24 protein-coding genes are annotated in these 22,270 nt (G+C 65.7%); 7 read left to right on the top strand and 17 right to left on the bottom strand.

Annotation, left to right across the window (positions count from 1 at the left end; all coding sequences use genetic code 11):
- Window positions 1-19: 19 nt before the first annotated feature.
- From HWX03_RS01365 to HWX03_RS01345, 5 genes are all read right to left on the bottom strand, one after another.
- A complete protein-coding gene (locus HWX03_RS01365; protein WP_175869982.1) occupies window positions 20-991 on the bottom strand; it encodes a hypothetical protein in 972 nt (323 codons plus the stop codon).
- Between the two features lie 48 nt (window positions 992-1,039).
- A complete protein-coding gene (locus HWX03_RS01360; RefSeq protein WP_175869981.1) occupies window positions 1,040-1,708 on the bottom strand; it encodes an OmpA family protein in 669 nt (222 codons plus the stop codon).
- A gap of 63 nt (window positions 1,709-1,771) precedes the next feature.
- On the bottom strand, window positions 1,772-2,536 hold the full coding sequence (locus HWX03_RS01355; protein ID WP_175819051.1) for a flagellar motor protein: 765 nt from the start codon (window positions 2,534-2,536) through the stop codon (window positions 1,772-1,774).
- A 13-nt stretch (window positions 2,537-2,549) separates the two neighbouring features.
- Window positions 2,550-3,800 (bottom strand): cyclic nucleotide-binding domain-containing protein, encoded by a 1,251-nt coding sequence (locus HWX03_RS01350; protein WP_175869980.1) that lies wholly within the window; start codon window positions 3,798-3,800, stop codon window positions 2,550-2,552.
- Between the two features lie 241 nt (window positions 3,801-4,041).
- On the bottom strand, window positions 4,042-4,704 hold the full coding sequence (locus HWX03_RS01345; RefSeq protein ID WP_174434416.1) for a glutathione S-transferase family protein: 663 nt from the start codon (window positions 4,702-4,704) through the stop codon (window positions 4,042-4,044).
- Between the two features lie 289 nt (window positions 4,705-4,993).
- On the opposite strand from HWX03_RS01345, the gene phaZ reads away from it, so the two are divergent.
- Window positions 4,994-6,349 carry a polyhydroxyalkanoate depolymerase gene (phaZ, locus tag HWX03_RS01340; RefSeq protein ID WP_175869979.1) on the top strand — a complete coding sequence of 452 codons (1,356 nt, stop codon included), beginning with the start codon at window positions 4,994-4,996 and terminating at the stop codon, window positions 6,347-6,349.
- Window positions 6,350-6,456: 107 nt separating this feature from the next.
- Here the strand turns inward: phaZ and HWX03_RS01335 are convergent, their stop codons facing one another.
- The 6 genes from HWX03_RS01335 to HWX03_RS01310 all read right to left on the bottom strand — a co-directional run bounded on the left by HWX03_RS01335 (window position 6,457) and on the right by HWX03_RS01310 (window position 10,285).
- Window positions 6,457-6,924, bottom strand: a complete 468-nt coding sequence (locus tag HWX03_RS01335; protein WP_174385988.1) for a hypothetical protein — start codon at window positions 6,922-6,924, stop codon at window positions 6,457-6,459.
- 62 nt (window positions 6,925-6,986) lie between these two features.
- Window positions 6,987-7,124: an HHHH-motif protein gene (locus HWX03_RS01330; RefSeq protein ID WP_174385987.1), complete on the bottom strand. Its 138-nt coding sequence runs from the start codon at window positions 7,122-7,124 to the stop codon at window positions 6,987-6,989.
- A gap of 294 nt (window positions 7,125-7,418) precedes the next feature.
- A complete protein-coding gene (locus HWX03_RS01325) occupies window positions 7,419-7,853 on the bottom strand; it encodes a cupin domain-containing protein (protein WP_175819048.1) in 435 nt (144 codons plus the stop codon).
- Between the two features lie 231 nt (window positions 7,854-8,084).
- A complete protein-coding gene (locus tag HWX03_RS01320; RefSeq protein WP_175869978.1) occupies window positions 8,085-8,852 on the bottom strand; it encodes an ATP-binding cassette domain-containing protein in 768 nt (255 codons plus the stop codon).
- Between the two features lie 33 nt (window positions 8,853-8,885).
- Window positions 8,886-9,599: an ABC transporter permease gene (locus tag HWX03_RS01315; RefSeq protein WP_175869977.1), complete on the bottom strand. Its 714-nt coding sequence runs from the start codon at window positions 9,597-9,599 to the stop codon at window positions 8,886-8,888.
- The gene (locus HWX03_RS01310) at window positions 9,596-10,285 is read right to left on the bottom strand and encodes an ABC transporter permease (RefSeq protein ID WP_174434411.1); all 690 of its coding nucleotides are present in this window, start codon (window positions 10,283-10,285) and stop codon (window positions 9,596-9,598) included. The genes HWX03_RS01315 and HWX03_RS01310 overlap by 4 nt, the downstream gene beginning before the upstream one ends.
- A 677-nt stretch (window positions 10,286-10,962) precedes the next feature.
- Here HWX03_RS01310 and HWX03_RS01305 point away from each other — a divergent pair.
- From HWX03_RS01305 to hutC, 3 genes are all read left to right on the top strand, one after another.
- Window positions 10,963-11,277, top strand: a complete 315-nt coding sequence (locus tag HWX03_RS01305) for a hypothetical protein (protein ID WP_244132557.1) — start codon at window positions 10,963-10,965, stop codon at window positions 11,275-11,277.
- Window positions 11,278-11,411: 134 nt separating this feature from the next.
- Window positions 11,412-12,539: a porin gene (locus HWX03_RS01300; RefSeq protein ID WP_175869976.1), complete on the top strand. Its 1,128-nt coding sequence runs from the start codon at window positions 11,412-11,414 to the stop codon at window positions 12,537-12,539.
- A 182-nt stretch (window positions 12,540-12,721) separates the two neighbouring features.
- The gene (hutC, locus tag HWX03_RS01295) at window positions 12,722-13,417 is read left to right on the top strand and encodes a histidine utilization repressor (RefSeq protein WP_175869975.1); all 696 of its coding nucleotides are present in this window, start codon (window positions 12,722-12,724) and stop codon (window positions 13,415-13,417) included.
- Window positions 13,418-13,432: 15 nt separating this feature from the next.
- On the opposite strand, the gene HWX03_RS01290 is transcribed toward hutC, so the two are convergent.
- Window positions 13,433-14,674, bottom strand: coding sequence for a glycosyltransferase (locus HWX03_RS01290; protein ID WP_175869974.1), 1,242 nt, complete (start codon window positions 14,672-14,674; stop codon window positions 13,433-13,435).
- 93 nt (window positions 14,675-14,767) lie between these two features.
- Between HWX03_RS01290 and HWX03_RS01285 the strand changes: the two genes are divergently transcribed.
- Both HWX03_RS01285 and HWX03_RS01280 read left to right on the top strand, forming a co-directional pair.
- Window positions 14,768-15,388, top strand: coding sequence for a TetR/AcrR family transcriptional regulator (locus HWX03_RS01285; protein WP_175869973.1), 621 nt, complete (start codon window positions 14,768-14,770; stop codon window positions 15,386-15,388).
- Between the two features lie 182 nt (window positions 15,389-15,570).
- Window positions 15,571-15,924 carry a hypothetical protein gene (locus HWX03_RS01280; RefSeq protein WP_175869972.1) on the top strand — a complete coding sequence of 118 codons (354 nt, stop codon included), beginning with the start codon at window positions 15,571-15,573 and terminating at the stop codon, window positions 15,922-15,924.
- A gap of 38 nt (window positions 15,925-15,962) precedes the next feature.
- Here HWX03_RS01280 and HWX03_RS01275 read toward each other — a convergent pair whose 3' ends face one another.
- The 5 genes from HWX03_RS01275 to HWX03_RS01255 form a co-directional block, all read right to left on the bottom strand.
- The gene (locus tag HWX03_RS01275) at window positions 15,963-16,775 is read right to left on the bottom strand and encodes an alpha/beta hydrolase (RefSeq protein WP_175869971.1); all 813 of its coding nucleotides are present in this window, start codon (window positions 16,773-16,775) and stop codon (window positions 15,963-15,965) included.
- 109 nt (window positions 16,776-16,884) lie between these two features.
- The gene (locus tag HWX03_RS01270; RefSeq protein ID WP_175869970.1) at window positions 16,885-17,802 is read right to left on the bottom strand and encodes a LysR family transcriptional regulator; all 918 of its coding nucleotides are present in this window, start codon (window positions 17,800-17,802) and stop codon (window positions 16,885-16,887) included.
- 167 nt (window positions 17,803-17,969) lie between these two features.
- Window positions 17,970-18,215, bottom strand: a complete 246-nt coding sequence (locus HWX03_RS01265) for a DUF3717 domain-containing protein (protein WP_047901546.1) — start codon at window positions 18,213-18,215, stop codon at window positions 17,970-17,972.
- A 264-nt stretch (window positions 18,216-18,479) separates the two neighbouring features.
- On the bottom strand, window positions 18,480-20,015 hold the full coding sequence (locus HWX03_RS01260) for an amino acid permease (protein ID WP_175869969.1): 1,536 nt from the start codon (window positions 20,013-20,015) through the stop codon (window positions 18,480-18,482).
- A gap of 407 nt (window positions 20,016-20,422) precedes the next feature.
- Complete coding sequence (locus tag HWX03_RS01255) at window positions 20,423-20,665, bottom strand: hypothetical protein (protein ID WP_175869782.1); 243 nt, start codon at window positions 20,663-20,665, stop codon at window positions 20,423-20,425.
- Here HWX03_RS01255 and HWX03_RS01250 point away from each other — a divergent pair.
- On the top strand, window positions 20,604-22,136 hold the full coding sequence (locus tag HWX03_RS01250) for a sensor domain-containing diguanylate cyclase (protein ID WP_175869968.1): 1,533 nt from the start codon (window positions 20,604-20,606) through the stop codon (window positions 22,134-22,136). The two genes, HWX03_RS01255 and HWX03_RS01250, sit on opposite strands and share 62 nt — an antisense overlap.
- Window positions 22,137-22,270: the final 134 nt, after the last annotated feature.

Raw genomic sequence — 22,270 nt, 5'->3', positions numbered from 1 at the left:
CCAGCGACATTCGGGCTGTTTATTTTGACGATTCCTGGGATTCGGCAACCCGCGGCACATTCGTACACCGTAAAACATCGGACGTGACGGTTTGCTTTGCACCGTCGTCAGTGGTCAAAAACGTCAGCCGGTACTCATACACGGCAACAGCAAGCTTGAAACCAACCGCAATGGTCACCGTCAGAACCAGAAACGATGCAATAGCCATCTGAAGTAACGAGAACCCCGCCTCGTCTGGGATTTCAGCATCGATCTTCTCGAGCAGACGCGCCAGCTCGTCATGCCCGACGTCCTGAATCGTGGCCAGCAACGGACGAACACGCTCCAGCATCTCCATTACCGCAGCCCGCCGGTCAATCGGATCGGTTTCCTGCTCGATGATTTCAATCATCTGGCTCACGGAAGGTGGAGTCGTGCATATGTCCGCCGTCACACCCATGCGGCACGTCCGCTCAGTCAACACGCGGATCCGTGCCAGATCCGCTGCAATCGCAGCGTGGCCGGGTCGCAGAAATCGCGCGTCGAACGACGTATAGGAGGCCATCAGCGAAAATGCTGCGCTGAGTACCGACATCGCAGCGAATACTTCACCGATCATCTTGTACAGACTGCGCTTTCTCTCGACCCGGTTCTTGAGCTGACTTTTCTTCTCGTCCGGCGCGCCCTTCGGCAACTCGCGAAATGCCGCATGCGCCGCCATCAGCGACCGATGCCGTATGACCCCAATCAACGCCAGATACCCCAATGCCACCGGCAACGGCATCCAGCGCCACTGGCTCAACCATGCGTAATCACTATGTGTGGCCATCCACGGCCCCAGCCAGTAATGGCAGGCTAATGCAATCGCCAAGGACAGCACAATCGTCTCGATGATTAGGTTTCTAAGCGACAAATCAGCTGTCAGCACACGCACCAACAGCCTGACAACACCGCGAGGGTTTCGCTTGTCCTCGCGATTGGCAGCGGCCCCGGCATTATTCTCGGTCGACATCTATACATTCCCTCAGGTTCAGATCTTGGGTGAGCGCGAGCAATCCAATTAATACGCAACGAAGATCGTCACCCGCCGATTTCGCGCCCTTGATGCAGCATCGTCCCCCGCGACAAGCGGCTGCGTATCCGCCCGCCCGATCGCCGCCAGCCGATGCGGCGCGACACCGCGCTCGGTCAGGTAGCGCACCACACTCCCCGCGCGCGCCGACGAAAGCTCCCAGTTCGATTCGTATTTCGCGTTCGCGATCGGCATGCTGTCCGTGTGGCCTTCGACGAGGATGTCACCGGTTGCATGCTCGCTCAATGCCTGCGCAATCTGGTTCAGCACCGGCGACGAATCGGGCAGCAAACGCGCATCGCCGACATTGAACAGAATCTTCGCGTCGATGCCGATCTCGACGCCGTGCGGCGACTTCACCAGCGAAATGCGGCCATTCGACTTCAACGAATCGAGCAACGCGAGCCACGGCGGCGCATGAACGGGCGTAGCAACATCGGCAGCACTCGGCACGCCACCAGCCTGCCGCGCAAGCGTCTGATACCGCGCATCGAGCGCGTTGTATTTCGCGAGCTGAAGCACATACAGCGCGAGAAACAGCACCATCAGCGTCGTGATGAGATCCGCGTACGAAATCAGCCAGCGCCCGGACTGCGCGCCTTCGAGTTCGTCATCGTCGCGATCGGCAGCGGATGCGCCGTCAGTTCGAGCAGTCATGCTGTCGGGAATCCGGGTTCGTCATACGGTACAGGTACGGGCACCGGCACAAGCGCACGACCATCACGCCAGCGATTCCGCCGCCCGCCCGCGCACATCGCCGGTCAACCGCGTCTCGATCGTATGCGGCGACTCCTTGCGCGAAATCGCGAGCAAGCCGTCGAGATACAGCTTGCGGAACCGCATCTCGCTGTCGATCTGCGCGCGCAGCTTGCCGTACAGCGGCAGGAACACGAGGTTCGCAAACGCGAGCCCGTACAGCGTCGCGATGAACGCAACCGCGATGCCCGGCCCGAGTTGCGCCGGCTCCAGAATATGGCTCGTCACCTGCACGAGCCCGAGCACCGAACCGAGAATGCCGAAGGTCGGCGCATAACCGCCGGCCTGCTGCCACACGCGCACGGCGGCGAGTCGGCTGCGTTCGTACGCGTCGAGTTCGCGCTGCAACGCATCTTCGAGCACGGCGGTCGACACGCCGTTCGCCAGCAGTTCGAGCCCGCGTCGCGCGAACGGATGAATGCCGCTCACGTCCATCGATTCGAACGCGAGCAGCCCGTCGAGCTTCGCGCGGTCGCCCCATTCGAGCAGGTCGGACAGGTTCTTGCGATCGACTTCGCGCGCCCGCACGAACGCGAGCCGCAACTGCTTCACCGCGTCGAAGAAGCGTGCCCACGTGTTCTGGATCATCACCGCGCCGAGCGTGCCGCCGAGCACGATCACGAGCGCCTCGAGCTGAAACAGCATCGAGAAATGCCCACCTTCCAGCGCGAACCCGAACACGATCGCCGCGCCGCCCAGCACCACACCGACCAGAGTCAACAGATCCATACGCGCCTCCGTATCACGCATTCGACGATGAAGTCGATGCGACGGACATCGCACCCGCCGCAGGCGCCTTCGCCACGCGTACGGCCTCCAGCACGCGCTGTTCGATGTCCTCGATCTCGACCGGGTCGAGCTTGAGTTCGCGGCGCATCACCCACGACACCTCGTTGCGTCGCGCCTCGGTCATCACGGAAAACAGCTTGTCGGCCACCGCGCGATCGTCGAGGTTCGCGATCAGCTTCGCGAGGTCGTAGGTATCGAACGCGCTGATCACGTCGAACAGCGTGCGCTGGTCGATCCATACGAGATCCTCGAGTGCGCGCACGTCGCCGCCGCGACGCGCGTTGCGGCGCGAGAAGTACGCAACGCCCTTTTGTTCGACGTAGTTGAGCACCTTCGATTTGCGGAACGCGAACACTTCTTCCGCGATCTCGCCGTTCGACAGCTTGCTCAGCAACAGCGTCTTGTCGACGCCGATCAGCGATTCGAGATCGGCCAGTTCGATGAGTTCGAGTTCGCTGTTGATCGACAGGTCGAGATCGTGATCGGCAACCTGTTGCGCCCGGTCGATCACGCGTGCGGCGTCGAACGTGACGACCTGGCGCGCATCCGACGATGCCGCGTAGTCGGTCGTGCCGCCGGCACCATCGCCCTGCGCGGCTTCGATCGTGACGAGGTTGAGCTTCTCCATGCGCCGCAGCATCGCGAGCACGTGCGGCCGCGAATGGCCGGCAATCGCGCGGCATTTGCGGATCACGTCGGCGAGCGGCACGGAAGTTTCGGCCGCATGCGCCTGCATCGCTCGGCGCGCCCACGTGTCGCCCGATTCGCGCGCGTCGGCGCCGGCCATCAGCGACAGCACGTGCGCATACGACAGCACACCCGGCATGAAATCCGCATGCGTATAGGTCGCCAGTTGGTCGTCCTTGCGCTTCACGCGCCGGATCATCGTTCGCACGATATGACGCAGCAGCGCGGACACGCGCTCGATTTCCTCATCGAGCACGCCGGCCGGCACGACCGTGAGCTGACAGAACGACAGCGCCTTCGCGGTATGCGCGCGCGGTTCGGCGGCGAGCAGCGCCGATTCGCCGAAGAACTCGCCGCGGCCGAGCGTCGCGACGATCACGCGCTTGTCGTCGCAGCGCGTGGACAGCTCGACCTTGCCGTCGGTAATGAGGAAGAGGACGGGCTCGCCCGCGAAGCCCTCCGAGTAGATGATTTCCCCGGGCGCCGCGGTACGCGTCCACGATTGCTGACGATTCACAAGTCGATCCCCCTGCTGCGCTGGTTATTGCGGACTGCGCGTCGCACGTCTGAAGCATGCGATCACGAGTCGTCCCCGTGACTTGTTTACGTCATCGGGCGCAACGCCCTTTAGGGCATTCGTGCTCGTTTTGAACCGAAATCAAGGTGAAACGTTTGCGGGTTGCATGGGCGCATCGATCGTTCGTTTCGCCCACGGCACATGTAGTGAAATTGAAAGCCCGCCGCGATCGCGCGTCAGGTCAGAACTCCATGTCGAGTTCGTCGATGTCTTCGTGCTCGGCCTTCGCCGCCTCGATCCACTCGGCGACGAACGGATGCGCGAGGACGCGCATGCAGTACTCGGCGACGTCCGATTCGAGCTTCACGTCGTAGGTCAGGAAGCGCGTGACGACCGGCGCATACATCGCGTCGGCGATGCCGATCTCGGCGCCAAACAGCCAGGGGCCGCCGTACTCCATCAGGCACTCGCGCCAGATCGTCACGATCCGCTGGATGTCGTGCTGCGCGCGCGACCAGATCCGGAAACCGGGGAAATGCCCGCGCAGGTTCATCGGCAGCGCGGATCGCAATGCGCTGAAGCCGGAATGCATCTCGCCGCAGATCGACCGGCAATGCGCGCGCGCATGCCGGTCGTCGGGCAGCAGCCGCGCCTGCGGGCGGATCTCGTTCAGGTATTCGGCGATCGCGAGCGTGTCCCACACCGCGTTGCCGTCGTGCGTCAGGCACGGCACGAGGATCGACGGCGACAGCAGCAGCAACTCCGCGCGCGAAGCGGCATCGATCGGCACGCTGATCGTCTCGAACGCGAGCCCGCTCAGCTTCGCGAGCAACCAGCCGCGCATCGACCATGACGAGTAATTGCGGCTGCTGATCGTCAGCGTCGTCCGTCCGGTGGATTCCATTTCGCTCCCCTGCTGAATGTCGTTCGTGCCCCTGCACTGTAAACGGACGCGCCGCACGACCGCGCGCACCACGCCTGTGCGGTCCGTTCGCCGAACTGGCGCAACGGCGCACGGCATCGCGGCACGTGTCGCGCGCCCGGCCAGCAAGGCAACGCATCGCCTTCGCCCAGCCGTCATCACGTACCACGCGCGTCGCCGCGCTCTCAAACCATGTGCAACGCGCGTGCCAGCCGCGTGCTGGCATACGGCTTGCCTCGTTCCTTGCAATGCAGCATCACGAGCGACGGTCATGAACCTGCTTGCCTATCCGTTTTATCAATGGTCTGCGGAATGCCTGCGCCCGGCGCGTGCCTGGGCAGTCGCGACCCGCGCAACGATGTCGCTGTGGCCGCCGGCGACGTCGACACCGACGGGCCGCATGCTCGACGCGCTGTGCGAACTGCTCGAATGCTGCGCGTTCTCGCACCGGCGGCCGCCGTTCGGGATCGCGTCGGTCGTCGTCGACGGCGAAACCGTGCCGATCGTCGAGGAAGCAACCGCGGCCACGCCGTTCGCGACGCTGCTGCATTTCCGCAAGGCCCGGCCGGTTGCGCGCCAGCCGCGCGTGCTGATCGTCGCGCCGATGTCCGGGCACTTCGCGACACTGCTGCGCGGCACGGTGCGCACGATGCTGGCCGATCACGACGTCTACATCACCGACTGGCACAACCCGCGCGACATCCCGCTGGCGGCCGGGCGTTTCGGTTTCGACGAATACGTCACGCACGTGATCGACTTCATCCGCCACATCGGCCCGGACGCGCACGTGCTCGCGATCTGCCAGCCGACCGTCGCCTCGCTATCGGCAGTCGCACTGATGGCGGCCGGCGGCGATCCGGCACAGCCCGCGAGCCTGACGCTAATGGCCGGCCCGATCGACTGCCGCGTGAATCCGACGAAGGTCAACGCGCTCGCGACGAGCCAGCCGATCGAATGGTTCGCGCGCAACCTGATCAGCGTGGTGCCGGCGGGTTTCGTCGGCGCGCAGCGGCGCGTGTATCCGGGCTTCGTGCAGGTCGGCGCATTCATGTCGATGAACCCGGACCGGCATGCGGCGTCGTTCGCCGATCTGTACTACGAACGCGCGAAAGGCGACCCCGCGAAAGCCGATACGTTGCGGCACTTCTACGACGAATATTTCGCGACGGCCGACCTCACCGCGGAGTTCTATCTGGAAACGGTCGAGAAGGTGTTCCAGCAATACGCGCTGGCATGCGGCGAGCTGACGGTCGGCGACAGGCTCGTCGAACCGGCGGCGATTCATCGCACCGCGCTGTTGACGGTCGAAGGCGAGAAAGACGACATCTGCGCAGTGGGCCAGACGGTGGCCGCGCAAGAACTATGTTCGGGGTTACCGCCGTACCTGAAGACGCACCACGTACAAACGGGTGTGGGGCACTACGGCGTGTTCAACGGCAGCCGGTGGGAAACGCAGATCTATCCGCTCGTGCGGGCGACGATCCACGACAACGAGCCGTACGATCGCACCGCGGATGCCGAAGGCGACACGAGCGGCACCCACTACGTCACGCTGCGCGCGCTGCTCGATGCGCGCGCGTCCGGGATCGATGCGGCGACTGAAGCGCAATCGGATCACGTGCACTGAACGCGATTGGCGACACAGCGAATCGCCCCGCCGGAGAGGCGGGGCGACGGTTGCTGCGGCATCCGGACGACGCGCGAGCGAAACCACTCGCGCGCCGGGCCTGCTCGTTACGAACAAGCCTTGCCGTGCGACGCGTGGTAGCCCTTCGTCTTCGCGTCGGCTTCCGACATGTAGCTGCCGTGCTTCGTCTTGCCGTAGTACTTGTCGGTCGAGCAGTGATAGACCTTCGTGGAGTCGTTTGCCCACACCTTGCCCGCGCCGCCGCCCGGCGCGGCGGCCGCGGTCGTCGCGGCGGCGCTCTTCGCGGGGGCGGTGCCCGATGCCGGCGCAGCGGAAGCCGCCATTGCCGGCGCCGCGGCCGGTGCGCTCGCCGCGGCAGCGGCCGATGCGCCGTACCACGTCTTCACGCCCTTGTGGCCGGCACACGCACCCTTCTTCGATGCGCCCGAGTAGAACGAACCGTCCTTGCACAGCCCGGTCGTGCCGGCCGGCGCGCTGGCCGGAACCTGCGCGAACGCACCGATCGACACACCCATGCCGGCGACCAGCGCGGCGATCAACATTGTCTTTTTCATGGTCCTCTCCTGATTTGCCTGAATGATGAAAGCGTCCGGGACATCCCCGGGAACAGCGACGGTTACCGCACCCAGCGGCATGCGCGGTGGTGGTGATGATCGAAATGGCACACGCGGTGCGAATGCGCTTCGGCCAGTGCCGGCACGAGCACGGCGCAAGCCAGTGCGGTTGCCGTCAGGATCTTCGCGATGCGGTTCATGGTGAAACTCTCCCGGATAGGTCAGCCGGTGATCCAGCTGGTACCTCCTTAACGCCGGTCGTCGACAGGCCGTGCACCGCACCGGCGTGCAATTGACGATCTTTGACATCGCATCGCCAATTGCGGGTCGAAGCTGACGAATGTCTTTCTTTTCTTTCCGGTTCTTCAGCTTCGCGACCGTTGGGAATTCGAAATAATGTTTCGAATCGGAAGGCAGGTCGCGGATATCAGCGGAGCAATAAAAAACCGCCTGGATGAAGGCGGTTTGTCAAAGAGGCACACCCAACCGGCAAGCTATGCACCGGCCTCCCCCCACGGCGTCGGCGGCGGCACCGCGCACGGCCCGTCGACGTCGATCGATTTGAAGTCGGCAGGCCCGACGATCTCCAGGTACTCCATGTCCGGCGAATAGTCGAACAGGTAGTGGACGATTCCCGGCGCCTGGTGCACGCAGTCCCCGGCCGCCACCAGCGTTTCCTGTTCGCCGTACATGAAGCGCGCCCAGCCCTTCAGCATGATCACGATATGGAACTCGGCCTCGTGACGGTGCCAGCCGGTGCCCGCCACCGGTGCATGATTGGCCCTGACGAGTTGCGCGATGACCTTGCCGTTCGTCGCGGCGGCGATGCCGAGATCGCGGTACAGGAAAAAGTCGCGCAGGCCCTCGCCTTGATAGGCGGTGTCCTGCGGCTTCACGTGGGAAAAAGCGGTGGGGGTCGGCGTGCTCATCGCGGTGCTCCTTCATCGAAAGGATCACGCGAGACAAGCATTTAGCGTTCCAGTTTGCGGCGGCGCGAAATCGTGCACATAACCGCTTGCGCCGCTCGCCGGTCAGCAGCGTCTTCCAGGGCACGCTCTACCCCGACGCGGCCACCCGTGGAGCACGGCCGAGGGGCAGGCGCTCGCGAACGCGTTCGGCTCGCGGCTTCACGGGCGATGCGTCGCCCCCCACACACGTGCTTACTTCAACCGCCCCGACAGAAACTGCCCGAGCCGCTCGCTCTTCGGATTCACGAGAATCTGCTGCGGATCACCCTCTTCCTCGATCTTCCCCTGATGCAGGAAGATCACGTGATTCGACACGTTGCGCGCGAAGCCCATCTCGTGCGTAACGACGACCATCGTGCGGCCTTCCTCGGCGAGCTTCTGCATCACCTTCAGCACTTCGCCGACGAGTTCCGGATCGAGCGCCGACGTCGGCTCGTCGAACAGCATCACTTCCGGCTCCATCGCGAGGGCGCGCGCGATTGCGACGCGCTGCTGCTGGCCGCCCGACAGGTGCGACGGATACATGCCCTCGACGCGCGGTGCGAGCCCGACTTTCTCCAGATACTGGCGTGCTCGCGCGACGGCTTCTTCCTTGCCGATCCCGAGCACGGCCATCGGCGCCTCGATCACGTTCTCGAGCACCGTCATGTGCGCCCACAGGTTGAAGTGCTGGAACACCATCGACAACTTCGTGCGCATCCGCTGCAACTGCTTCTGGTCGGCCACGCGCAGCGCGCCGTTGCGATCGCGCGTGGTCTGGATCGGCTCGCTGCCGATCGTGATCTGCCCCGAGCACGGTTGCTCGAGGAAGTTGATGCAGCGCAGGAACGTGCTCTTGCCGGAGCCGCTCGAGCCGATGATGCTGATCACGTCGCCGGCCTTCGCCTTCATCGACACGCCCTTCAACACCTCGTTGTCGCCGAATTTCTTGTGCAAGTTGTCAACGGTAAGCTTGTACATGCGGGGTCCTTCCTTGCGGATCTTGCGAATGCGTTAATGGCTGCGCGGCGAGAGATACGCGAGCCAGCGCGTCTCGAGCTTGCGGAACGCCCAGATGAGCGCGAACACGACGACGGCGTACAGCACGGCCGCGATGCCGTAGGCCTGGAACGACATGTACGTCGCCGAATTGACGTCGCGCGTGACCTTCAGGATGTCGGGCACGGTCGCGGTGAACGCGAGCGTCGTCGCATGCAGCATCAGGATCACTTCGTTGCTGTAGCTCGGCAGCGAGCGGCGCAGCGCGGACGGCAGGATGATGCGCGTATAGAGCTTGAAGCGCGACATCCCGTAGGCCATCCCGGCCTCGATCTCGCCGGCCGACGTCGCCTTGATCGCGCCCGCGAAGATCTCCGTCGCATACGCGCATTCGTTCAGCACGAACGCGAGCAGCGTGCAGTTCATCGCGTTGCGAAAGAACGTGTCGAGCAGCACGTGGTTGTGCACGGCCTGCAGGCTGTAGATGCCCGTGTAGCACATCAGCAGTTGCACGTAGAGCGGCGTGCCGCGGAACACGTACGTATAGAGCCACACGGGGCCGGAGATCCAGCGGTTCGACGACGCACGCGCGATCGCGAGCGGCACCGCGAGCGCGAAACCGAGCGCGATCGACACGACCAGCAGCCACAGCGTGATCGCGAGGCCGCTGAAGCGGTAGCCGTCGGAATAGAGATAGCTTTGCCAGTACTGGCCGACGAGTTCGATCACAGTGCGAGCCTCCGGACGCCGACGGAATAACGCTTCTCGAGGTGATGCAGCACGACGTTGGACACCGTCGTGATCGCGAGGTAGATCGCGCCCGCGGCCAGCGTGAAGAAGAAGAAATCGAGCGTGCTCTTGCCCGCGTCCTGCGACGCCTTCACGACGTCGGCGAGGCCGATGATCGACACCAGCGCGGTGGCCTTCACGAGCACCTGCCAGTTGTTGCCGATGCCCGGCAGCGCGAAGCGCATCATCTGCGGGAACAGGATGCGGTGAAACACGCGCCAGCCGCTCATCCCGTATGCGAAGCCGGCTTCGAGCTGGCCGCGCGGCACCGCGAGGAACGCGCCGCGAAACGTCTCGGTGAAGTACGCGCCGTAGATGAAGCCGAGCGTCACGACGCCGGCCACGAACGGGTCGATGTCGATCTGGTCCCAGCCGATCAGGTCGGTCAACTCGTTCAGCAGGATCTGGATCCCGTAGAACAGCAGCAGCATCAGCACGAGATCGGGCACCGCGCGAATCAGCGTCGTATAGAACGTGCCGACCGATTTCAGCGCGCGGTTGGCCGACAGTTTCGCGGCCGCACCCGCGAGGCCCAGTATCAGCGACGCGGCGAGCGACAGCACCGCGAGCTTCACGGTCTCGACCGTGCCGGCCCACAGCAGCGGGCCAAATCCTTGGAAGATCATATAAGGGATCCAGAACGATGTGGCTGGATTGTCAAGAGCCATTAAGCGCGCATCAAACGAGTTCTGCGCACGACGTGATGCAGCCTGCTCATCAAGCCGGGCGCATCACGCGAACGGCAAGACGAGGGCAATACTGAGCGCGAGTTTCTTCATGGCGTTCCTGTCAGAGGCGAACTGGGGCGGGCTCCGGTCGGGTTGCCCCGCCGTGAACCCTTCCAACCGGGAAATCGCCCGTTCCAGCGGCGCTCCAAGTTGTACATACAACTTTGCCTTTTCAAGGATGTGGGCGGCAATCCGTGTTTATCTCTAATTGTCGGCAGATTATGGCCGTGGGCAGGATTTTCCTTAATTTTCAATTAACTACTGATTACGCGAGGCTGACTGACGGCTTTCCAGCGGCGTACGAAGGCGGCCGGACGGCGCTCGGCAGCTGTCTAGACTTCGCGGGCCGAGCCGGCTTTTCCACGCCGGCCAGCCGTTCATCCAACGACAGTGTTGCCGCCACGGGCTCGTCATGCCCTGCCCTTGAGCGCCAGCGCGGCCCGGCACGTTTACGCATCCTTTGCAGACGCGTGGCGAGTCTATACACCGTCTCGCCATGGCGATTTCTAGAATGGGCGACATGTCCAGAACAAGATCTCCGCGGTGCGGAGCTCGCTGCGACCGGGGATGAGCACATGAAACCGACCAGAACCGATTCCGCTGCTTCACGCCATCTGCCGCCCGATCGTTCGCGGCGCCGCTCCCCCACGGACGCACTCGTGCTGCTGTCGATTCGCGTCGAATCGGACAATCTCGCGCTCGTGCGGCGCCAGCTGCATCAGGCCGTCGGCGCCGCGCTCAACTTCTACACGGCCGCTCTCGACAGCCGCACCGGGTGCGCGTGCATCGAACTAGAAGTCGCGCGGTCGCAGGCATCGCCCGCAATCCTGTCGATCCTGCGCGTACTCCCGGCCGCCGAGTTCGGCACGATCCGCCTGCTCCTGCACTAGCCGGCGTTCGCCGCCGCCGCGCGTGACACGCGTCGCGCGCTCCCCTTTCATCGATTCGCACACGCGTTTCCGCACGGACACGCGCGACGAATCGCCGTTCCCGTCGCAACGGGCCTTTCCAGGAAACACAAGCAATGAAAAAAGCAGTCGTCGGTACCCTCTCGCTCGCATGCTTCGGCGCCGTCGCGCATGCGCAAAGCAGCGTCACGCTCTACGGGATGCTGGATGCCGGTATCGCCTATACGAACAACCAGTCGGGCAAAAGCGCGTGGCAGCAAGGCAGCGGCCTGCTGTCGAATACGGTCTTCGGGCTGAGCGGCAACGAGGATCTCGGCGGCGGCCTGCATGCGCTGTTTCGACTCGAAAGCGGCTTCAACCTGAACAACGGCATGCAGTCCTATCGAAACACGATGTTCGGCCGCCGCGCATACGTCGGCCTGCAGAGCGACCGATACGGCACGCTGACGCTCGGCCGCCAGTACGACGCCGTGGTCGACTATCTCGGCCCGCTCGCGATGGCGAACAACGGCGACGGCAACAACCTCGCGTCGCATCCGTTCGACAACGACAACGTCGACGATTCGTTCTACATCGACAACGCGGTGAAATACACGAGCCCGACGCTCGCCGGCTGGCAGTTCGGCGGCCTGTACGGGTTCGGCAACGCGGCCGGCGGCTTCGCGAACAACCGCGCCTACAGCGCGGGCGTGTCGTATGCGAACGGGCCGGTCAGCGTCGGCGCCGCGTACCTGCAACTCAACCGCGGCGGATTGACGGCCGGCGGCGCGCTGTCGACGAACGACGCGCCGAACTTCCCCGCCGTCCGGCAGCGCGTGATGGGCGCCGGCGGCAGCTATGCGTTCGACCGGCTGACGATCGGCGCGTTGTGGACGCATGCGATGTTCGACGAAACGGCCGCGTCGTCGCTGCCCGGCGCACTGAATGCGCTGCGCTTCGACAACTACGAGGTCAACGCACGCTATGCGCTGACGCCGGCGGTCTCGTTCGCGGGCGCCTATACGTTCACCGACGGCCGCTACGACGACGCAACCGGCAGCCGCCGGCCCAAGTGGCACCAGGTGACGCTGATGGCCGACTACGCGCTGAGCAAGCGCACCGACGTGTATGCGGAAACCGTGTACCAGCACGCGTTCGGCGTGCCGTCGGGCGCGACGCTCGGGTTCGCGAACGTCACGGGGCTCGCGGCTTCATCGACCCGCACGCAGGTGGTCGCAACCGTCGGCATCCGGCATCGGTTCTGACCGCGCGCGGGCCGTCGCAGGCCGGCCGCTCTGTGCAATCCCGCATGGACGCGCGCCGGCCGAACAGGGATCATTCGGGGAATCCGGGCCGGCGCGCCCGCGAAACCGGTACACTCGGCGCCGGGCGCGCGCCGGATCGGCATTCGGCGGCGGCCCGCTGCCGACTCTGAAATCGTGATCCCATGACCACACCGATCTATCAGGAAATCAAGGACTTCATCCTCGCGCGCATTCATGCCGGCGAATGGGCGGAAGGCGACCAGGTGCCGTCGGAGAACGAGCTCGCGCGCGAATTCAACGTCGCGCGGATGACCGTCAACCGCGCGCTGCGCGAGCTGACGGCCGAACAGGTGCTCACGCGCACGCGCGGCTCCGGCACCTATGTCGCGTCGCCGAAATACGAATCGACGCTCGTCGCGATCCGCAGCATCTCCGACGAAGTCGCCGCGCGCGGCCACGGCTATCGCGCGCAGGTTCTGCTGGTCGGCGCGGCCGTCGCCGATGCGAAGCTCGCCGACGAACTGCAGCTCGACACCGGCAGCCCGATCTTCCATTCGCGCGTGCTGCACTTCGAGAACGACACGCCCGTGCAACTCGAGGAACGCTGGGTCAATCCTGCCTGCGCGCCCGAATACGCGTTACAGGACTTCACGACGACGACGCCGAACCAGTACCTGACGCGCGTCGCGCCGCTGCAGCGCGTCGAATACCGGATCGAGGCCGCGATGCCCGACGCCGACACGCGCCGCCACCTGACGATGGACGATCGCGAGCCGTGCCTGCTGCTGCATCGGCGCACGTGGTCGCAGGGAGTGGTCGCCTCGGTCGCCAATCTGTGGCACCCGGGCAGCCGCTACCGGTTCACCGGGCATTTCTGATGCCGCTGCGCGCGCTCACTTCGCGCGCGGTTGTCCCCATCGTTCGATCGCACTGACGGCCCGCTTCAAGCCTTCTTCTTGCGCGATGTGCGCACTGAGTTCGGTCGCACGCGCCTTCGTGTCTCCCCGTTCGGCAAACGCGATGGCCCGCGCGAGCGCGGCAGCCTCCACGCGCCGTCCCGGCACCGGCGCATCCGCGACACCGAGTCGTTGCAGCCGGTTCGCCCAGAAGAACTGATCGCCCGCGAACGGCACGACCACCGACGGAATGCCGGCCCGCGCGGCCGAATGCGTGGTGCCCGATCCGCCGTGATGAATCGCCATCGCGACGCGCGGGAACAGCCAGTCGTGCGGCGTGTCGCCGATCACGCGAACGTGCGCCGGCAGCAGCGACGCATCGATGCCGCTCCAGCCCGGATAGAACAGCCCGCGCCGCCCGGCCAGCGCCTGCGTCAACGCCGCGGCCATCGCCGCGCGATCGAAGCCGGCCATGCTGCCGAAACCGATGTACACGGGCGGTTCGCCCGCATCGAGAAACGCCAACAGTTCGGGCGGCGGCGTCCAGGCACGCGCATCGATCCGCCACTGGCCGCATGCGTGCACGTTCGCCGGCCAGTCGGCCGGGCCGGACAGCAGCGTCGGCGACACGCCATACAGCATCGGATGATCGGTCCACACGCGCTTGCGCGGCGGCAATCCGCATACGCTGGCGCGCGCGGCATTCGTCGACTTCCTGAACGCCTGCCACAGCAGCGCATTCACGAGCCGATGGCTCGCGCGATTCAGCCAGCGCGGCAACTTTCCCGGCGGCAGGAACGGCGATGCGAATTCGGCGGTCGGCGTGATCGGGATCATGCCCGTGCCGATCGCCGGTATGCCGCGATACTCGGCAACCGACAACCCGACGAACGACGCGAGCCCCGACACGAGGAACGCGTCGCACCCGGCCGACGCGTCCGCGACTTCGCGCATCCACGCGGCCGTGTTCGCATTCGCGATCGCCGCGAGCGCCTTCGATGTGTCGTTGAAACCGCCGCGCCCACTCACCGCATCGGCCAACGCGCCGTCCGGCGCAATCGCGCGACGGATATCGCCGGACAGCGGCGCCGACGGCACGCCGAGCGCGGCGGCCGAGCCGAGCGTCGCCGCATCGGCGAGCAGCCGGACGTCGTGGCCGGCATCCAGCAGCGCGCGGCCCAGCGCCGCGAGCGGACGCGTGTCGCCTTCGGTGCCGTAGGTGGCGATGACAAGTTTCATGCGGGGCTCCTCGTGCACGGCGGAAAAGGTTGGATTCAAAAAGTGCACGTCGTATACTAATGCAATCCGTACACTTTCAGTCAATCCCCTGCCATGACGATTTCGACCGACGATCCGGGCCGCCGCGCGCGCAAACGCATCCAGATGCTCGCGCATCTTGCCGCGACCGGCGCGCGCCTGTTCGATGCGCACGGCTACGATGCCGTCACGATGGAGCAGATCGCCGCCGAGGCCGATGTCGCGAAGCGCACGCTGTACAACCACTTTCCGACGAAGGAAGCGGTGCTCGCGCACTGGCTCGAAGGCGAACTCGCGCGCGATCTCGCGCATTTGCAGCAGGACGTCGCGCGGCGCAAGACCTTTGCGTCGCGCATCGGCTGCGTGCTCGACGCGTCGGCCGCGTGGTGCGAACACCATCCGGCGTACCTGCTCGCGTACCTGCGGCACCGCTTCCTGAGCATCGGCGCAGCCGAACCGGAGCGTGCGGGAGAGAACGGCAGCGATATCGCATTGGTGTGGCAGCAACTGATCGCCGCCGGGCAGCAGGCCGGCGAACTGAACCGCACGCTGCGGGCCGATCAGCTCGCAACCTGGTTCCATCACCTGTATCTCGCGGCGATGCTGCGCTGGCTGACCGTGCCGGGGCTGTCGTTGAAACGGGAGTTTCAATCGGTCGCGAAGCTGTTCATCGAAGGCGCGGAAGCCAAAGGCTGACGTATCGCTTTCGCGCCCCGCATCGGCATTTTTACGACGCTCGCACACTTCGCATGCCAAATTTCCCGCGCAGCAGTATGCTGATGTCGTACGGCTGCGCACAGTGCATCGGGCAATCCCGTCGTTTGCACGCGATCGCGCCGCCGTCGCGACCGCAATCATGCGTTGCAAGGAGGGTTGTGATGACCACCACGCATCAGCACTTCCACCTCGAACTACGGCACGCCACCGCGCCGACCTACATCATCAGTTACCTGTTCCCTGCGTTGCTGTTCGTCTACGAACTGCTGCGCGTCGGCCAGTGGATCCGCGATCACGGGATGCAATTCGTCGCGTTCAAGCAGATGGGCTACGAGTATCTGCTGATGCTGCTGTTCGTCGGACTGCAGATCGTCGTCGAGGCGATCTTCCTGCTCGGCGCCGCGATGCGCAAGGATCATCGCGATTTCGAGCACCGGTTGCCGAACGTGATTCTCGGCATCGGCTGCTCGATCGCGCTGCTGGCGATCGATCTCGCGATCCAGCTTTCGTTCTGACGGCCGGCGGGCATGCGCCCGCTGGCGATGGCGAGCGCTCAGGGGCCCGCGTCGCGCAGCAACGTCGCGACGGCGGCCAGCACGTCGTCGGTTCGCTCGCGGTGCGGCATGTGTCCGCAGCGGGCGAGCAACAGGAACGACGACGGCCCCGCGACGCGCGCGGCGATCCGCTTCGGATGCACGTCCGACCCGTATTCGTCGTCCTCGCCGTGAATCGCGAGCGTCGCGCACTGCACGTGCGGCAGGTCGTCGTCGAGATTCCAGTCGCGGAACGCCGGCGACAGCCACGTGTCGACCCACGCGCGCAGCACCCATTCGGCCTTGTCGCCGTGATAGCGCGCGAGCCGGTCGAGCTGCCCCGGCTCGTCGAACTGCCGCCCCGCGTCGCGAATGCCGGCCAGCGTGCGATCCTCGACGAACGCCTGCGCGGCGACCGTCACGAGCGCGCGGCAACGCGTCGGATACGCGGCCGCACAGCCGACCGCCATCCCGCCGCCGACGCTGTGCCCGAACGCGACGAACGCATCGACGCCGAGCTGTTCCAGTACCGCGGCAAACGCATGATCGGCCTCGTCGCGCACGAACGTCGTGCCGAGCGTGCCCGGATGGCGATCCGAACGGCCGAACCCGAGGCGGTCGTAGGCGATCACGTCGCGTTGCGTCGCGCGTGCGAGCTGCGCGGGGAAGTCGCGCCACAGGTCGACGCAGCCGAGCGAATCGTGCAGCAGCACGATCGGCGCGGCCGGCCCAGGCGCTGCCGCGTGCCGCGCCGGCCCCGCACGCCAGCGTTTCGCAAAGAGACGCCCTTGCGGCGTCTCGACGGTGGTCTCGTCGGTCAGGATATCGGTCATGGGTCGGTCGTCTGCATGAAAGCGGCCGCCCGTCGGCGGCCGCATCGAATCCGCGCATGGTGGCCTGCCGGCGCGCACAGCGTCAAGCAAGCCCCTACCGCCCGCGCGCTCATTCGGGCTGCGGCGGCAGATACTCCATCTGCGCTTCGTCGTACAGCCGGTAGATCAGCGCCTGCATCGCGCGGATGTCCTCCGATTCGTCGAGCGCACGCATGCTCATGATGATCGGCGACACGAGGTTCGGATCGTCGAGCGGCTTGTAGCTGATGTCGTCGCGCTTCAGCCCGTACACGCTATGCGGCACGACCGACACGCCCTCGCCCATCGCGACGAGGCCGAGCGCGATCTGCAGTTCGCGCGTCTCGTAGATCCTGCGCGGTTGCAGCGCGCGATCGTGGAAGGCCGCGAGCACCTGGTCCGCGTAGCTCGGGCGCGGCGCCTTCGGAAAGATGATCAGCGTGTCGTTCACGAGATCGTGCAGCGACAGCACGGGCTTCGCGCTGTCGAGCACGTGGCCGACCGGCAGCGCGACGATCATCCGCTCCTCGCGCAGCACGACGCGCCGCACGCTCGGATCCTCGTGGCGGATGCGCCCGAACCCGACGTCGATGCGCCCTTCCTTCAGCGCCTTGATCTGGTCCATCGTCGACATCTCGTGCAGGCTCAGCTCGACGGCCGGATATTCGCTGCGAAAGCGCCGGATGATCTTCGGCAGCATGCCGTACAGCGTCGAGCCGACGAAACCGACCGACATGCTGCGCTCGATCTTGCCGACCCGCTTCGTCATCGATTCGAGTTCGGTCGTCTGCGCGAGCAACTGCACCGCGTGCGAATAGAAGAAGCGCCCTGCATCGGTCAGCTTCAGCGGCCGCGCGGTGCGCTCGAACAGCGGCACGCCGAGCGCGTCCTCGAGCTGCTGGATCTGCCGGCTCAGCGGCGGTTGCGCGATATGCAGCCGTTCCGCCGCCCGCGTGAAATTCCGCTCTTCGGCTACTGCGACGAAGTAGCGGAGGTGTCTCAACTCCATGTTCGATGCCTCCCGGCGAGCGATCCGGCGCCCAACCCCGGCCGGATGATGTCGTCACGATACCGCAGGCGGTGCCGACCGCGACGTGCGCCGCCCAAAGCAAAACGGGAAGCCCGCGAGCTTCCCGTCGTTTCAGCGCCGCGTCGCGGCGGCGTCGCGACCGCGCATCACACCTCGGTCGCGTACAGCGCGTCGCGCTGCTCGTTACTCAGCGTGTCGAGCGGCACGTCGGGCAACTGATAGCAGATCATCGTGCCGTACAGCTCGGCGAGGCAGTTGCTGCCGGCGTCGAGCGCGTAGCCGTCCTCGCCGTCCGGCGCCGGCGGATACACTTCGCGCCACGCGTTGATCGCGGCTTCGATTCGCACGATGGAAACGGGTCCGGCCTTCCGCTCGGCGGGTGATGCGCTCATGAATTCCTCTGGGTTGCGCGCTCCGCGGGCCGTGCCGGCCCGGATGGAACGATGAAAACGCCGGGCATCTCGCCGGCCGCCGCGCGCCGCGCGCGCCGGATGCCGATCCGCGCTGCGCCTGTCGCGCCGGCCGGGCCGTGGCCCGGTAGGGTCGGGCAATATAACCGGCTTTGACCCCGTGCAGGCAAAAGCCGGGCAAAAAAAACGGGAAGCGCGCGGCTTCCCGTTTCGTCGACCGTCGTGCGGCCGCCAGCCGCGCCGGCGTCAGCCCACGGTTTCGCGGTTCGCCACCGGCTGCCGCTGCGCGCCGCGGCTCGCGGCGATCCACGGTGCGATCTCCATGTCCTCGTAGCGCACGAACCGGCTCTTCTTCAGGAACCGGAAGCCGAGCCACACGACGACGAACAGCGGAATGCCGACATAGGTCGCGACCACGCCGGCCCAGTCGATCCGGTTCGCGAGGAACGCCTGGTAATCCTGGCCGAGCGCGATCACGAGGCACAGCAAGAACGCGAACAGCGGGCCGAACGGGAACCACTTCGACTGATACGGCAACTGGTCGAGCGAATAACCCTGCTTCACGTAACCCTTGCGGAACCGGTAGTGGCTGACCGCGATGCCGAGCCACGCGATGAAACCCGTCATCCCCGACGTATTCAGCAGCCACAGGTACACGGTCTTGTCGCCGTACAGCGACGTGAAGAAGCACAGCGCGCCGACGGCGGTGGTCGCATACAGCGCATTGCGCGGCACGCCGCCCGGCGACAGCTTCGCGAACACCTTCGGCGCGCGGCCTTCGGTGGCGAGGTTGTAGAGCATCCGCGTCGACGCGTACATGCCCGAATTGCCGGCCGACAGCACGGCCGTCAGGATCACCGCGTTCATCACGCCGGCCGCGAAGGCCAGGCCCGCGTGGCGGAACACCAGCGTAAACGGGCTCACGCCGATGTCGGTCACGTCTGTCTTCAGCAGGTTCGGGTCGGTATACGGAATCAGCACGCCGATCACGAAGATCGCGAACACGTAGAACAGCAGAATGCGCCAGAACACCTGGCGCACCGCGCGCGGAATCGTCGTGCGCGGGTTTTCCGATTCGCCGGCCGCGACGCCGATCAGCTCGGTGCCCTGAAACGAGAAGCCCGCGATCATCGCGACGCCCATCAGCGCCGGCAGGCCGCCCGCGAACGGCGCGTCGCCGATCGTCAGGTTGCCCCAGCCGTTGGAGGGCGCGCCCTTCAGAATGCCGAAGATCATCAGCAGCCCGACGCCGATGAACGCGACCACGGTGACGACCTTGATCAGCGCGAACCAGTATTCGGCTTCGCCGAAACCGCGCACGGTGAGCGCGTTGAGCAGGAACATCACGGCGAGGAACGCCGCGCTCCACCACACGCCCGGCACGTTCGGAAACCAGTAATGCATCACGAGCTGCGCGGCGACGAGCTCCACCGCGATCGTCACCGCCCAGTTGTACCAGTAGTTCCAGCCGAGCGCGAAGCCGAAGCCTTCGTCCACGTATTTCGCGCCGTAGGTCGCGAACGAGCCCGACACCGGCATGAATGCGGCCATCTCGCCGAGGCTCGTCATCAGGAAGTAGACCATCAGGCCGATCAGCATGTACGCGACCATCGCGCCGCCGGGGCCGGCCTGCGAGATCGATGCGCCGGACGCGACGAACAGGCCCGTGCCGATCGAGCCGCCGATGGCGATCATCGTCAGGTGGCGCGCCTTCAGCGCGCGATGAAGCTTGGGTGGGTTCGCGGGCGAACCGGGTGGGTCGGAATTCGGAATGGCGGACATAAAACGAGACGAACGTTGAGCGGGCCGGCATCCGTAGCCGGCGCATGCGGAATCGGAGCGCGGTGCGCGTCCTGCGATGCATTCGATGCGGCCCCGATACGCGTTGCGCGGCGGGCGCCTGCGGCGAAGCGCGGATTCTACCTGATTCGACAGGGGGGCAGCCAAGGTCGCCCCGCCCGCCGCCACGCCGGAGATTTCGCAGAATCAACGGGTTGGCCGCGCCAGCCGCGGCCCCTGCCGCACGCCGTCGCAAAAACCACGATTACGGCCGGGTCATTCGGTTTTCATTTCAGCCGGCCTGCACGCAATCCTGTCCCGATCCGCCAAATACCGCGCCAATACGCAAAATCAACCGATCATTGCGCCATTAATCAGACAAAAAGACCGACACTGCCAATTGATTCAAATCAAATCGCCAGCGCGCCATGCGGTAATGATGCGTAACCGTTTCGAATCGCCGTCTCCGCATGCATGTTTTGCATGCGCACGCGAAATTCGGGAATTCGCGGGATAATGACGCTTAATTCGAAATAATCAGCGCGCGGAACCGCCCATGACGCGAGTAGCCGCCACCCGCTCCCCCCGAGGATGAAGTCATTCCCGCTGCCCGCCACGCTACGCCGCCATACCGCGTCGATCGTGGCACGCATTCTGTCGCCCCGCGGCGTACTCGTGGCGGGCATCGTCCTGCTGATGTTCAGTTGGGGACTTTCCACGTCGCTATTAATCGAGGCACGGCGCGACGCGTATGCCCATGCGGTCGAAAATGCGCGCAACCTGATGCTGCTGATCGAACGCGATATCGCGCGCAATATCGAACTCTACGATTTGTCGCTGCAAAACGTCGTCGACGGCATCGCCGATCCGGAGCTAATGACATTGCCGCCGCGCCAGCGCCACCGGCTGCTGTTCGATCGCGCGGCGACCGGCGCCTATCTCGGCTCGATTTTCGTGATGGATGCGCACGGCAATATCGCGATCGATTCGAGCGCGTCGCCTGCGCGGCAAGGCAATTTCGCCGACCGCGACTATTTCGCCGTGCATCGCGACCGGCTCGTCCCCGGCCTCTACATCAGCCGGCCGTACGCGTCGCGGCTGCGCGGCGGCGCGCTGACGATCGCGCTGAGCCGCCGGATCAACCGGCCCGACGGCACGTTCGGCGGTATCGTCGTCGGCACGCTCAGCATCGACTACTTCCGCGCGCTGCTCGACGGCCTCGCGGTCGGCCGGCACGGCAGCGCGGCTGTCGTCGAGGACAACGGCACGCTCGTGTCGCGCCTGCCGTACGACACGCGGGTGGTCGGCCTCGACCTGCACGACTCGCCGCTGTTCATCGACGCGCAGCGCAGCCGTAACGGCGAGCTGACCGGTGTCGGCGCCATCGACGGCGTGCGGCGCATCTATGTTTACAAGCATCTCGCCGGGCTGCCGCTGATCGTCGACGTCGCGCCCGCCGAGATCGACATCTACGCGCCGTGGCACCACCGCGCGATCTGGACCGTCGTGCTGATGGGCCTGTTCACGGCGTTCATCGCGTGGGGCTCGCTCGCGCTGTCGCGCGAGCTGAAGCGCCGGCAGGACGCCGAATCGAAGCTGTACCGGCTCGCGCACACCGATTCGCTGACGGGCCTCGACAACCGCGGCACGTTCGACGCGGTGCTCGCGAAGGAGGCCCAGCGCGCGTCGCGCAGCGGCCGCCCGCTGTCCGTGCTGTTCGTCGACGTCGATCACTTCAAGGCATTCAACGACTACTACGGCCACCCTGCCGGCGACGACGTGCTGCGCCAGGTCGCGCAATCGCTGACGCGCTGCCTGCGCCGCGACAGCGATCACGTCGCGCGCTACGGCGGCGAGGAATTCGTCGTCACGCTGCCCGACACCGACGCGCCGGGCGCGGCGACCGTCGCCGAAGGCATCCGGCGCGCGATCGCGGGGCTCGACATCGAACACGTGAAAAGCCCGTACGGGCGCGTCACGGCCAGTATCGGCACGGCCACCGCCGCCGACGGCCGGATGAACGCCGCGATGCTGCTGCGGCGCGCCGACGAAGCGCTGTACCGCGCGAAGTCCGGCGGCCGCAACTGCGTGCTGGACGCGCAGTCGAGCGCGGCCGACGCGTGACGCGACGGGATGCGACGTGATGCGACGTGCCGCGTGATCTGATGCGGCCGCCTGCCGCCCGGCCCGTCGGCGCCGCCGTGGACAGCCCGCGCGCGTTCGGCTAGCGTTACGTCTGCTGCGCATGCGGCGCGGCG

Source organism: Burkholderia sp. BCC0397 (assembly GCF_902832865.1).
In the GTDB taxonomy this organism is placed as follows: domain Bacteria; phylum Pseudomonadota; class Gammaproteobacteria; order Burkholderiales; family Burkholderiaceae; genus Burkholderia.
Note: the sequence above shows the minus strand (reverse complement) of the source record. Positions and strands in the feature narration are given on the sequence as shown.

Excerpts from the sequence above, each read along its gene's own strand:
- HWX03_RS01365 (WP_175869982.1), bottom strand. The coding sequence starts at position 991 with ATGTCGACCGAGAATAATGCCGGGGCCGCTGCCAATCGCGAGGACAAG.
- HWX03_RS01270 (WP_175869970.1), bottom strand. The coding sequence starts at position 17,802 with ATGGAGTTGAGACACCTCCGCTACTTCGTCGCAGTAGCCGAAGAGCGG.
- HWX03_RS01285 (WP_175869973.1), top strand. The coding sequence starts at position 14,768 with ATGACGATTTCGACCGACGATCCGGGCCGCCGCGCGCGCAAACGCATC.
- HWX03_RS01330 (WP_174385987.1), bottom strand. The coding sequence starts at position 7,124 with ATGAACCGCATCGCGAAGATCCTGACGGCAACCGCACTGGCTTGCGCC.
- HWX03_RS01300 (WP_175869976.1), top strand. The coding sequence starts at position 11,412 with ATGAAAAAAGCAGTCGTCGGTACCCTCTCGCTCGCATGCTTCGGCGCC.
- HWX03_RS01335 (WP_174385988.1), bottom strand. The coding sequence starts at position 6,924 with ATGAAAAAGACAATGTTGATCGCCGCGCTGGTCGCCGGCATGGGTGTG.
- HWX03_RS01260 (WP_175869969.1), bottom strand. The coding sequence starts at position 20,015 with ATGTCCGCCATTCCGAATTCCGACCCACCCGGTTCGCCCGCGAACCCA.
- HWX03_RS01360 (WP_175869981.1), bottom strand. The coding sequence starts at position 1,708 with ATGACTGCTCGAACTGACGGCGCATCCGCTGCCGATCGCGACGATGAC.
- phaZ (WP_175869979.1), top strand. The coding sequence starts at position 4,994 with ATGAACCTGCTTGCCTATCCGTTTTATCAATGGTCTGCGGAATGCCTG.
- HWX03_RS01255 (WP_175869782.1), bottom strand. The coding sequence starts at position 20,665 with ATGCGTGCCACGATCGACGCGGTATGGCGGCGTAGCGTGGCGGGCAGC.
- HWX03_RS01275 (WP_175869971.1), bottom strand. The coding sequence starts at position 16,775 with ATGACCGATATCCTGACCGACGAGACCACCGTCGAGACGCCGCAAGGG.
- HWX03_RS01320 (WP_175869978.1), bottom strand. The coding sequence starts at position 8,852 with ATGTACAAGCTTACCGTTGACAACTTGCACAAGAAATTCGGCGACAAC.
- HWX03_RS01355 (WP_175819051.1), bottom strand. The coding sequence starts at position 2,536 with ATGGATCTGTTGACTCTGGTCGGTGTGGTGCTGGGCGGCGCGGCGATC.
- HWX03_RS01250 (WP_175869968.1), top strand. The coding sequence starts at position 20,604 with ATGAAGTCATTCCCGCTGCCCGCCACGCTACGCCGCCATACCGCGTCG.
- HWX03_RS01280 (WP_175869972.1), top strand. The coding sequence starts at position 15,571 with ATGACCACCACGCATCAGCACTTCCACCTCGAACTACGGCACGCCACC.
- HWX03_RS01345 (WP_174434416.1), bottom strand. The coding sequence starts at position 4,704 with ATGGAATCCACCGGACGGACGACGCTGACGATCAGCAGCCGCAATTAC.
- HWX03_RS01310 (WP_174434411.1), bottom strand. The coding sequence starts at position 10,285 with ATGATCTTCCAAGGATTTGGCCCGCTGCTGTGGGCCGGCACGGTCGAG.
- HWX03_RS01305 (WP_244132557.1), top strand. The coding sequence starts at position 10,963 with ATGAAACCGACCAGAACCGATTCCGCTGCTTCACGCCATCTGCCGCCC.
- HWX03_RS01290 (WP_175869974.1), bottom strand. The coding sequence starts at position 14,674 with ATGAAACTTGTCATCGCCACCTACGGCACCGAAGGCGACACGCGTCCG.
- HWX03_RS01325 (WP_175819048.1), bottom strand. The coding sequence starts at position 7,853 with ATGAGCACGCCGACCCCCACCGCTTTTTCCCACGTGAAGCCGCAGGAC.
- HWX03_RS01265 (WP_047901546.1), bottom strand. The coding sequence starts at position 18,215 with ATGAGCGCATCACCCGCCGAGCGGAAGGCCGGACCCGTTTCCATCGTG.
- hutC (WP_175869975.1), top strand. The coding sequence starts at position 12,722 with ATGACCACACCGATCTATCAGGAAATCAAGGACTTCATCCTCGCGCGC.